This is a genomic window from Streptomyces sp. NPDC043867 (genome assembly GCF_056435845.1).
In genome coordinates this window covers 46,903-58,122 of the sequence record NZ_JBWKDS010000010.1, presented here as the reverse complement: position 1 = coordinate 58,122, position 11,220 = coordinate 46,903, and the positions used below count along the sequence as shown (strand labels likewise).

The 11,220-nt window shown below is 73.9% G+C and carries 9 protein-coding genes; 3 read left to right on the top strand and 6 right to left on the bottom strand.

The annotated features are described in order from the left end of the window. Entirely contained in the window at nucleotides 1–411 is a 411-nt protein-coding gene (locus AC069T_RS12515) for an acyl-CoA thioesterase (protein WP_355785300.1), read from the top strand. Continuing rightward, entirely contained in the window at nucleotides 408–1,097 is a 690-nt protein-coding gene (locus AC069T_RS12510) for a DUF8010 domain-containing protein (protein ID WP_478782701.1), read from the top strand. The genes AC069T_RS12515 and AC069T_RS12510 overlap by 4 nt, the downstream gene beginning before the upstream one ends. A gap of 101 nt (nucleotides 1,098–1,198) precedes the next feature. On the opposite strand, the gene AC069T_RS12505 is transcribed toward AC069T_RS12510, so the two are convergent. Further along, a complete protein-coding gene (locus AC069T_RS12505) occupies nucleotides 1,199–1,603 on the bottom strand; it encodes a globin (protein WP_478782700.1) in 405 nt (134 codons plus the stop codon). A gap of 356 nt (nucleotides 1,604–1,959) precedes the next feature. On the opposite strand from AC069T_RS12505, the gene AC069T_RS12500 reads away from it, so the two are divergent. Then, nucleotides 1,960–2,940, top strand: a complete 981-nt coding sequence (locus AC069T_RS12500; RefSeq protein WP_478782699.1) for a methyltransferase domain-containing protein — start codon at nucleotides 1,960–1,962, stop codon at nucleotides 2,938–2,940. A 68-nt stretch (nucleotides 2,941–3,008) separates the two neighbouring features. On the opposite strand, the gene AC069T_RS12495 is transcribed toward AC069T_RS12500, so the two are convergent. The 5 genes from AC069T_RS12495 to AC069T_RS12475 all read right to left on the bottom strand — a co-directional run bounded on the left by AC069T_RS12495 (nucleotide 3,009) and on the right by AC069T_RS12475 (nucleotide 11,208). Then, the gene (locus AC069T_RS12495; protein WP_478782698.1) at nucleotides 3,009–4,388 is read right to left on the bottom strand and encodes an FHA domain-containing protein; all 1,380 of its coding nucleotides are present in this window, start codon (nucleotides 4,386–4,388) and stop codon (nucleotides 3,009–3,011) included. A gap of 73 nt (nucleotides 4,389–4,461) precedes the next feature. After that, a complete protein-coding gene (locus AC069T_RS12490; RefSeq protein WP_478782697.1) occupies nucleotides 4,462–5,808 on the bottom strand; it encodes a vWA domain-containing protein in 1,347 nt (448 codons plus the stop codon). A gap of 113 nt (nucleotides 5,809–5,921) precedes the next feature. Next, entirely contained in the window at nucleotides 5,922–7,316 is a 1,395-nt protein-coding gene (locus AC069T_RS12485; protein ID WP_478782696.1) for a protein phosphatase 2C domain-containing protein, read from the bottom strand. Then, nucleotides 7,317–9,785 carry a serine/threonine-protein kinase gene (locus AC069T_RS12480; RefSeq protein ID WP_478782820.1) on the bottom strand — a complete coding sequence of 823 codons (2,469 nt, stop codon included), beginning with the start codon at nucleotides 9,783–9,785 and terminating at the stop codon, nucleotides 7,317–7,319. 88 nt (nucleotides 9,786–9,873) lie between these two features. Beyond that, nucleotides 9,874–11,208, bottom strand: a complete 1,335-nt coding sequence (locus AC069T_RS12475) for a hypothetical protein (protein ID WP_478782695.1) — start codon at nucleotides 11,206–11,208, stop codon at nucleotides 9,874–9,876. Nucleotides 11,209–11,220: the final 12 nt, after the last annotated feature.

Sequence of the window (11,220 nt, the reverse complement as noted above, 5' to 3'; positions counted from 1 at the left end):
TTGCGGCACATCTACCGCTGCCCGCTGCGCTGGGCGGACATGGACGCGTACGGCCACGTGAACAATGTGGTCTTCCTCCGCTACCTGGAGGAAGCCCGTATCGACTTCCTGTTCCGCCCGGACAAGGATTTCCAGCAGGGGTCCGTGGTGGCGCGCCATGAGATCGACTACAAGCGCCAGCTGGTCCACCGGCACGCGCCGGTGGACATCGAGCTCTGGGTGACGCAGATAAGGGCGGCGTCGTTCACGCTCGCCTACGAGGTCAAGGACCCGGACCAGGTGTACGTCCGGGCCCAGACGGTGATCGTGCCGTTCGACTTCGAGGCGCAGCGCCCGCGCAGGATCACGGCGGAGGAGCGGGAGTTCCTGCTGGAGTACCAGGACGACCGGGCCGAGGCCGTCGCCGCATGACGGACCTGGAGCTGGCCGACGAGGGGGAGGCGGCGGACCTCGCCGCCTTCCTGGCCAGGCTCATCCACTACGACCGTGCCGCCGCCGTGCGCCTCCAGGCGTCCGGCACGACGCTGGCGGTGTTCGGACGGCCGCCGTCGTTCGAGGTCCTCGCCGTGCGTGCGGCGCGGCTCGTCAAGCCGTACGAGAGCGGACTGGACGTCACGCTGGACGTGACCGTCTCCGCCGGTGAACTGCTGGAGTCGCTCGACGAAGCGGCTGCCGCCGTCACCGTGCCGGCCGCCGTCACCGGGCCGCCGTGGGCCGGGTTGCTTCCGCCCCGCGGCGGATGGCGGCCGGAGCCCGGGCTTCCGCCACTGGACGCGGTCCGGGCGGCCGTCGGCACGGCGGTGTCCGAATTCCGGTCCCGTACGCAGGAGTTGGCGGCCGAGCAGCGTACGCGGGCCGAGCTCGACCGGATCGGCCGGGAGATCTGGTCCCGGCCCGTCGGCGACAGCGCCCTTCCGGTGCGGGCCGCGCATGCCGCACAGGCGCTCGGGTTCCTGCGTCCCGCGCGTACGGCGGCGTCGGACGAGGAGTCGCCGGCCCTGTACTCGTCGGGGGCCTGGCTGCGGCTGCGCACGCCCTACGGTTCGATAGCCGTACGCAGGGCGGGACTCGGGGCGCTGGACGTCAGCGTCCGCTGAACGCCCCGCCCGTCCGCACCCGGCGCCGTCCCGCCCGTCCGCACCGGTCCCGTGCCGGACGGGCCACGGGAAGCCCGCCGTGAGGTCAGCCGGCCGTGAGGTCAGCCCGCGGTGTTCACCATCGACGCGGCGGCGTACGTCAGGTACTTCCACAGGGTGTGCTCGTGCTCCTCGGAGAGGCCGAGCTCCTCGACGGCGACGCGCATGTGCCGCAGCCACGCGTCGTGCGCGGCCTGATCGACGGCGAAGGGGGCGTGGCGCATCCGCAGCCGGGGGTGGCCGCGGTTGTCGCTGTACGTCGTCGGCCCGCCCCAGTACTGGATGAGGAAGAGAGTGAGGCGGTCCTCGGCCGGTCCCAGCTCCTCCTCGGGGTACATGGGCCGCAGCAGCGGGTCCTCGGCGACGCCCTGGTAGAAACGGTGCACGAGGCGGCGGAAGGTCTCCTCGCCGCCGACCTGCTCGTAGAAGGTCTGCTCCTGAAGCGTGCCGCGCGGGATCTCATTCACCCGTCCATCGTCTCAGACGCGCCGACCGAGGACTCAGGGCCTAGGGCCTGTCGTTTGGATCATGCCGGCGTCGCGGGGTCTGGCACGCACATCTGCGGCGTTGTCGTCGGTCGCCGACGCTCCGCGTCGACTCCCTCCTCCGCCTTGCAGCTGCACGCGCCAGACCCCGCTCGGGTCGGTCAGGACGAACCGTCGGTCACAGCCAGCCTGATCCAAACGACAGGCCCTAGGACTCCCCACCTTCGCCCGGCCCGCCGGGTAGCACGGTGAGCGCGCCGAGGAGCCTCTTGGTGCCGAGTGCGGACGGGATGGCTCCGGTATTCGCGTCGCGGGCACTCCGGCAGCACAGTGGAGGTATGGGTGCGCACGCTCTCGACCCCGGCCTCGACGACCTCGCCACGTCCGCGCGGGCGGCGCTGGTGCGCGAGATCGACGCGAGCGGGGCCTGGGGCGGCGACCCGCTGTGGCGGGAGGCGTTCGAGACGGTCCCGCGTCACCTCTTCGTGCCGTACTACTACGTCGGCGTCCTCGGCGGTTACGAGCGGATGTGGGGAGAGGATCCCGACCCGCGCCGACGCGAGCGCTGGCTGCGTGGCGCGTACGCCGACGCCCCGCTGGCGACGCGGGTGCGGGACGGGGAGCTGCTGTCCTCCAGCAGCCAGCCCTCACTGATGGCGAAGATGCTGACCGAGCTGGCGGTACGCGACGGGGACGCCGTCCTGGAGATCGGCGCCGGCACCGGCTACAACGCGGCCCTGCTCGCGCACCGGCTCGGCGACGGTCTCGTCACCACCGTCGATCTCGATCCGGAGATCACGGGCTCGGCACGGCGGCACCTCGCCGTCGCCGGTCACCACCCGGCCGTCGTCACCGGTGACGGAGCACGGGGAGTCCCGGAGCGCGCGCCCTTCGACCGGATCATCGCGACCTGCACGCTGACCTCAATCCCGCGGGCCTGGCTCCCTCAGTGCCGGCCGGGGGCCCGGATCCTCGCGCCGCTGGCCACCGGTCTGATCGCCCTGCGCGTGCGGGACGCCGGGCACGCCGAGGGGCGCTTCCTGCACACGCCCGCCTTCTTCGTGCCGCTGCGCGGGGACACCCAGCCCGAGCCTGAGCTCCCCGAACTGGGCGGGCTGCCGCGCCGGGCCACCACCGACGACCTGTTCCGGTTCCTGCTGACACTGACGGCGGGCCGTGTCGACCCGCACGAGGCGTACGCCGTGTGGGAGCGCGAGGAGGCGCCGTCGCGGGAGCGGTACGGCGTGACGGTCAGCGGCGCGGACGCCTGGGCCTGGCTGGACGACCCCGAGGGGCCGTACACCTGGCCGTTGGCGTGAGCGCGGCCGCCGTACGCGGACCGGGCCGGTGAGCGCCGGGTGGCACGCGCCCCGGCCGGGGAGAGCCCTCAGCCCCGGCGGACGGTGATCGTCGTCCAGGCACCCACGTGGACCCGGTCGCCGTCCTGGAGCGGGACGGGCACGAAGGGCTGGATGGGCTCCTCGCCGCCGTTGACCGTCGTGCCGTTCGTGGAGTTCTGGTCGACGACCGCCCAGCTGCCGTCCGGCTGCTGGACCAGGACCGCGTGCTGGTGCGAGACGCCCGGGTCCTCCGGCGGCACCGACAGGTCGATGTCGGGGGTGTCGCCGGTGGAGTGGCGGCGGCGGCCGATGGTGAGCTGGTTGCCGGTGAGGGGGCGCTGCTGCTCGGGGGAGTACGCGGGCAGGTTCAGCCCCGCGGCCTCGGGACCGGAGCGCTGCATCATCGCCATGAAGTACGCGCGGTCGGGACCGATGGTCGCGGTCCAGGTCTGCGGCTGCTGCTGGTAGTCGGGGCCCGGGGCGGGCGGGGCCTGGGTCGCGCCGGGCTGCGGGAAGCCGTAGCCACCCTGCCCGTGCCCCTGTCCCTGGTCGGGGTTGCCCGGTCCGCCGGGGCCGCCCTGGCCGCCGGGGCCGGTGGACGGCGGGGGAAGCACCCAGTCGTCGTCGCCCCCGAAGGCCGGACCGCCTGGCTGCGGGGCCTGCGGCTGCTGCCGTTCGCCGGGGAAGGCCGGCGGCGCGGCGGGACTCTGCTGCTGGAAGGCCTGCGGAGCGCCGGGACCGCCGGACTGCGGCGGAACCGGCCGCGAGGGATCACCGGGGAAGCCGGACGGGCCGGGGCGTGAAGGATCGGCCGGAAAACCGGACGGACCGGGTCGCGAGGCCTCGCCGGGGAAGCCCGACGGGCCGGGGCGCGAGGGTTCGCCGGGAAAGCCGGACGGGCCCGGCGGGTTGCCGCCGAAGCCGGACGGACCGGAGGGTTCCTGGCCGTACGGCGGGATCGGCTCGGCGGGCCGGTTCATCTGCGAGGGCCGCGAGCTCTGGTAGTCGTACGCGTCACCGCCGGCGCCGTAGGACGGGCCGGGCTGCTGCTGGAAGCGCTGCCCCGGGCCGGGGCCGCCCGCAGCCCCCGGGCCGGGCGCCGGCGGACGCGGCGCGGCCGGGGTGTACGAGGTGGCGGTGTTGGTCAGGAAGTTCCACCGGCACTCCTCGCAGAACGGCGCGCCGCCCTCGCGGGGCGTGCGGCACTGCGGGCAGAGCTGCGGCTCGCGGTCGGGGGCGCCGGAGAAGGGCCGGCCGCCTCCGGGCTGACCACCCGCACCGGGCGGCGGGGGCGAGCCGGGCGGCGGGTAGCCGTAGCCGGCGGGGGGCGGCGGCGGGGGCGGGGGTACGGCACCGGCCATGCGGTGACCGCAGACCTCGCACCAGTCGTCGGAACCCGACTGGTGTCCGTTCGGGCAGGTCGGCATGTCGGCGCTTCCCCCTCTCCTTTTCCGGCCGGTCCGGCCGGGTTTCTCCGGTCCCCTGGAGGGGCCGGGCTCGCTACTTCTTTACACGAACAGTCTTGGTGGACCGGGTCTCGAGGGTCATCTCGTCCGCCTCTTCGACCCGTGCCTTCAATCGCACAGTACCTGCAGCCGCGTCGACCACGTCCACCACCTTCGCAAGCAGTTTCGCAGTATCGGCGTTGCCGGACGCACTCGCGAGCTGGACCGCGCGGCCCAGCTTGGCCGTCGCGCCGTCGACATCTCCCGCTTTGCGGGCATCCAGGCCCTGTTGGATGACCTGTGCCAGTTCCGCCTGGCCTGTGTAGTGCGCGACCTGGGGGTTGATCGACGTGGACGCCACCATGTCCTCGGTCCACACGGCCCGTACGAGTCCCTGCGCGCCGAGGCTGTGCACGCTTCCGTCGCTCTGCGGGACGACCAGGGAGACCCGTGCGGCCAGCATCTCCTGGCCGAGGCCGGCCGAGGGGACCTCCACGCACACGTGGTAGTCGCGGGACTCGTCGCCCCAGGACCCGGTGGGGTAGTCGCCCGCGCGCGGGCCCGCCTCGCTGCGGCGGCCGGTCAACTCCTCGACCGTGGGCGCCACTTGTTTGACGAACTTGATCTCCGTGCCGACGGGTGTCCACAGCCGGAGGGCGACGTCCGCGACCTCCTTGCCCATGGCCGTCTCCATCATCTGCGTGAAGTCGGCGGCCAGGGCGGCCGGGTCGGCGACGATGTCGGCGGTGCCGAGCAGTGCCGAGGCGATCCCGGTGACCTCCTTGACCTCCCAGTCCGTGCCGACTCCCCGCGCGTCACAGGTGAATCGGCCGGCGCAGGAGTCCAGGGCGGCCTTCAGGTCCTTCGGCGTCTCGTGTTCGTTGCGGCCGTCGGTGAGCAGGATTCCGTGCCGGATCGAGACGTCCGCCGAGGACAGCAGGCGGTCGGCGAGGCGCAGCCAGGTGCCGATCGCCGTGCCGCCGCCTGCGCTGAGCCTGCGCAGTGCCTGCTTGGCCTGCTCACGGGTCTGGGCGCTGGCCACCGCGAGCCGCCCGTCGGCCGGGTAGATCTCCTGGGCGACATGTGTGCCCGAGATCACCGTGAAGTGCACGCCGTCGCGCACCGCGTCGATCGCGGCGGCCGTCGCCTCGCGGGCGCCGCGCATCTTGGCCGGCGGGTAATCCATCGAGCCCGAGCAGTCGACCATGATCGCCACGCCGGCGTCGGGTGCCTGCCCGGCCGCGTACAGATGCGGGGCGGTGATCGCGCTGCCGACGGTGCCGCCGCCGGTCGCGCTCACCGTGACGATCGCGTTGACCTCGCGGCCGCCTTCCGGCAGGTACTCGTTCTGGTAGACGTCCACCGAGAACTGCGGCGCGTGCGACTTCGAGAAATTGGCCATGCCTTCTCTGCTCCCCCCAGCGTCCCGCGCCGCGCGGTTTCCCACGGCGGGCGGAAGGACAACGATGTGCGGACCGGTCCCCTCCGGTCCGAGGCCGTTCCCGTGCTGCGGCCTCAGGCCGATCCTGCCCCCTGAGAGGGTGCGGGGAACGGCATGACGGCCACTGTTACGTTGTCGTGGCCCCCGCCGTCCAGGGCGTGGCCGACCAGGACCTGGGCGCTGTGCAGGGGCCGGTCGGTCGCGTCGGGGGGTACGACGTCGGCCATGTGTTCGGCCGCCTCCAAGTAGTTCCACAGCCCGTCGGTGCACACCACCACCACGCCGGGCCGGTCGGGCTTGAAGGACGCGACGTGCGGCTCCAGTTCGTAGGCGTCCGCGCCGAGCCAGCCCGTGATCGCGTGGGCGCGCTCGTCGGCGTAGGCCTCCGCCTCGTTCATCAGGCCGGCCGCGACCATCTGCGCGGCCCACGAGTCGTCCTCGGTGAGCCGGGCCGGGGGCGCACTCCGGTCGGCCGGCACCCAGTAGGCGCGGCTGTCGCCGACCCAGCCGACGGTCAGCAGGCTGGTCGTGACGACGGCGCCGACCAGGGTGCAGGCGGGCGCGTTCTGGTGGGGGGTCTGCTCGCGGGCCGGACCGGGCTCCTCGGCCAGGGCGTTGACGGCGTTCGAGGCGGCGACGATGGCCTCGTGCATCGCCTGCTGCGGGTGGGTGCCGAGCGGCAGCGACTCGAGCAGCGCCTCACCCGCGGCGCGGGACGCGGCAAGTGACGCCTCGTCGGGGCGGGTCGCCGAGGAGACGCCGTCGCAGACGATCGCGACGACGGCGGGCGAACCGTCCGGCAGTGCGGTCGAGGAGAGCGTGAACGCGTCCTCGTTGCGGTGGTGGCGCAGCCCCCGGTCGCTGACCGCGGCGACGGCGGTGAGCTCCTGCTCCATGTGGTCCCGCTCGCGCGGCTGGGCGTGCCCGCAGTTCTCGCAGTAGCCGTCGCGGTCGACGTGGCCCGCGCGGCAGGCCACGCAGAGCTTGGTGCCGGCGGGCGGCGTCACGAGGTCCGCGGTGCGGGGATCGGCGGGTGCCGACCCGGGGGGAGCGAGGGGGTACTCGTCCGGCTCCGCGGGCCGGTCGAACCGCACACCGGCGGACTCGCCCCCGGCGTCCGGCACTTCGGCCCCCCGGCCGGGCACGGACCCGGCGCCGGCGGGTGACTGCGGGTCCGGGAGTTCGGAGCCGGCCGAGTCCGTGCCCGGGATGTCCGAGGGCAGGTGGACCGGGGCGGGCGTGCCGGAGCTGCCCCGCTCGGGGGCGACGGGCCAGTCCACGGACGGGACCTCCGAAGGGGGGCGGGGGGCATCGCCGTTCATGGTGATCGTGGGGGTGTCCTGCGGCGGTGCGGGCACCGCCGACAGGTCGAACCCGCACGCTCCGCAGAAACGGTCACCCGGCTCCAGGGGCTCCTCGCAACTGGGGCACCTCGAAAGAGCCGTCGGCTGGGGCATCTGGGACATCAATCACACCCACGTCCGGGGGCGGTAACGGTTGGCACGTTCCACCAGGTCGATCCTCTCCTCGCCGCCCTGCGCGAGCCTGGCCAGCGTCCGGTACGAACGCTCCAGACCGAAGCGGAGGCCTCGCTCGTCCAGCTCGCTGCCCAGCAGCGCACGTCCGCCCGCGGCCGGTGCGGAACCCTGGCTACCGGAGAGTACCCAGTCCAGCGCGCATCCCAGGACCTCTGTGGACAACTGCTCGCGTCGCACGGCGTCGAGACCGTATCCGTCCAGGGCCTCCACCTGCCCGGCGGCGGCCGTCAGGTCGTCCAGGAAGCGCGGCGCGGCGGTCTCCTCGGCCGTCCGGTGCCGCAGCCGCGCCCGTACGGCCGCGACGCGCGCCGCCGTGTAGTGGATCGACGACTCCGGCACCGACTCCAGCGTCCGCACCGCGCCGCGCCGGTCGCCCGCCGCCAGCTGCACCCGGGCCAGCGCGAACGCCGCACTCACATAGCTCGGATCGGTCGTCCACACCAGGCGGTAGTACTCGGCCGCGTTGTCCAGCTGGCCGAGCACCTCCGCGCACACGCCGAGCGCCAGCTTGGGGGCGGGCTCCCCGGGGAACGCGTCGTAGACCGCGTCGAAGGACAGCGCCGCGCCCTCGTGGTCGCCGGTGACCAGCGCGGCCACACCCCGGTACCAGACCACCCGCCAGTCGTCGGGCCGCTGCTCCTCCAGCTTCCGCAGGACGTCGAGCGCCGTGTACGAGTCGCCGTTCTCCAGCCAGGCCCGGATCTGCCGCAGCTTCGTCTCGACCGACTCGCCGGGCGCCGCCGCGAGCGCCGTGACCAGCTCCGCGGGCGCGGACGCCATCAGGCCGGCCAGGAAACCGGCGTTCGGGTCGCCCGGATCGACGTGCGGGACGGGCAGGGCGAGCGCGGTGGCGGCCGTGTCCAGTGGTCTGACCAGGGCGGCCCCGGGAGGCGCAGGGAGCGGCGGCGTGCCGTTCGTCCCGGCCGCCGGGCGGGGTGCGCCCTTCCTGCCGCGTACGGGCACGGCGCGCGCGCCGAGCCGGGACACGTCACCGTGCGGCCCGCCGAACAGCTCCGTGTCCGTGACCTTGACCTCGGGGCCGAACAGGGTCGACAGGGAGGGCCGCGGACGGCCGGTCTGCAGGGCCACGACCTCGCGCAGGACGCCGGTCAGCTGCTCCGACATCTCCTCCGCGGAGGCGAACCTGCGGGCCGGATCGGGGTCGGTGGCCCGCACCAGCAGCCGGTAGAACGACTCGTACTGCCGGAAGACCTCGATGGTGTCCGGGTCGGGCAGCGAGTCCACGAAGACGTTCGTGTAGCCCTGGAAGTCGAAGCTGAGGACCGCGAGGGTGCGTGCGACGGTGTACAGGTCGGAGGCGACGGAGGGCCCGACGTCGGCGACCTCGGGTGCCTGGTAGCCGACGGTGCCGTAGATGGCCGACTCGTCGTCGTCCATCCTGCGCACCGCGCCCATGTCGATCAGCTTGAGCTGGTCCTCGGTCTGGATCGCGTTGTCGACCTTGAAGTCGCAGTACAGGAGGTTGCGGCTGTGGAGGTGCCCGAGGGCCTCCAGCGCCTCGATGCCGTACGCGCACGCCTGCTCCACGGGCAGCGGATCCCGCTTGCCGCCCGCCGTGCGGCGGCCGTTGGCGATCTCCTTCAGCGACTTGCCGCCCACGTACTCCATGACGATGTACCCGTCGAGGGAGCCGCTGCGCTGGTCCAGGTGCTCGACGAAGTTGTAGATGCGCACGATGTTGGCGTGCTCGATCTCGGCGAGGAAGCGGCGTTCGGAGATCGCGGCCGCCATCGCGTCCTGGTCGCCGGTGTCGAGCAGGCCCTTGAGGACCACCCAGCGGTCGGAGACCGCGCGGTCGACGGCCAGGTAGACCCAGCCGAGACCGCCGTGCGCCAGACAGCCCACGACCTCGTACTGGCCGTGCACGATGTCGCCGGTGTGCAGCTTCGGCACGAACGAGTACGGGTGGCCGCACTTCGTGCAGAAGCCCTCCGTGCGCCCTGCCCGGTCCCCGCGCGAACGCCCCACCGGCGCCCCGCAGTCGGAGCGCGAGCAGAACCGCTTGCGCTCGGGGACCTCCGGGTTCTCCAGCACCATCTCGCGCGGGTCGGGCCGCGGCACCCCCGGGACCTGCACCAGGCCGGCGCCGAGCCGGCCGCGGCTGGAGGCCCCCGTCGTGGCTCCGGAACTGCGCACGGACACCGACCGCGACGCGGAACCGCCCGACAGCGACCGCGACAGTCGGCCCGAGACGGAACGCCGGGACTGCGAGGACCGCGACGACGTCCGCGAGCTGGCCCGCGCACTGCCGCGCGTGCTGCTGCTGCGGGAACCGCGCCCGCCGGCGGTGATCCCGGTCGGCGGCGAACCGACCGTGCCGTCGTGCGAGACCACCGGCGCCAGACCGCACGTGTCGCAGTACAGCTCGCCGCCGCCCATGTCCTCGTACGAGCCCGGGCATCCGGGCCGCTGGCACGTCCGCCGCGCACTCTCGGGCTGTTCACTCACGTCGTCTCACCCCTGCCCCTCACGTGACCGGCCCCCTGCGGTCGGTCCGCTCGCCCGGCCCGTCCTGCTCGGGCAACCGCGGGCTGAGCAGGTCGGCCGCCGCCCGCTGGTAGCGCAGCACCGCCTCCTCCGCGACCCGCAGATCGCAGGGCGCGCTCCACAGCATGCGGCGCGCCGCGTCATAGCGCTCGACGAGGAACGGGTCCTCCGCGAAGCCGTGCCGGGCGACCTTCGCCTTGTACGCGTCGAGGCGGCCGCGCAGCTCGGCGCGGACCGCCAGCGGCGCGGTCACCGCCGTCAACGACTCACGGGCACGCAGCAGTTCGTCCTCCGCCTTCTGCTCCAGCGACTCCAGGAGCGGGGACAGGCGGTGCCACTGCGCGTGCCGCCGGTACTCGGCGGCCGTCGCCAGCTGCTCGTGCAGGGCGGTCGGCGGGCCGCTCACCGCGGGCACCTCGGACGCGGCGATCTTCGCCAGCACCTCACCGCGGGCGGAGCGGGCCTCGGCCAGGGTGCGGTCCGCGCGCGAGAGCACGTCCCGCAGCCGCACGAGCCGCGCCTCCGCGTCCTGCCGCACGGTGAGCACCGCGTCGATCTCCCGCCGCACGTCCTCCAGGGCGCGCGCCTCACGGTCGTACGCCGTCGTGTCCGGGCGGCCGCCGCCCGGCGCCGAACTGCCCCGCGCGGGCAGCCAGAAGGCGAGCGGGTCGGAGATCACGCGCTCCCGCATCGACGCCAGCGTGCGGGTGATCCGCTCCAGGTCGTCGCCCGACGGATGCTCGCCGGGGCGTACGCCGACGGAGTGCGCGAGCCGGCGGGTGCGCTGGAGTTCCGCGGCCAGCAGGTCGATCCGGGCGGGCAGTGCCGACCAGACGGCGTCCGCCGCCACGACCATGTCGAGGGAGGCCGCGTACAGCTCGTTCATCCGCTCCACCAGCGAGGCCAGTGAGAACCGCTCGCTGAGCTTGCCCGATCCGGCGAGCGTGGGGGCGTTGGCCGTGGCCGTGGCACTCCCCGCGACGGTGACGCTCTCGCCGCGCAGCAGCTCCGTCAGCTCGGCCAGGTCCTCGCGGCTCGACCAGCGTCTGCGGGCGCGAATGCCGCGGGCGGCACGCAGCGCGTCCGCGTACGCGTCGAAGTACGCCCACAGCAGGGTGATCGACGCCTCGGTGGCCGTCCACCGCTCCTTGGTCGTGCCGGTGAGCTCGGCGCCTTCGAGGAGCCTGCGGCCCGCGTGGTCCTGCAGGGCGAGGAGCGAGGTCTCGATGGCCTCGTGCTCCGCGCCGAGCCGCGCCAGCGCACGGTCCACCTCGTCCCGGTCCAGCACCGGCCCGGGGGGCCCCGTGACGCCCATCGATCACCTCTC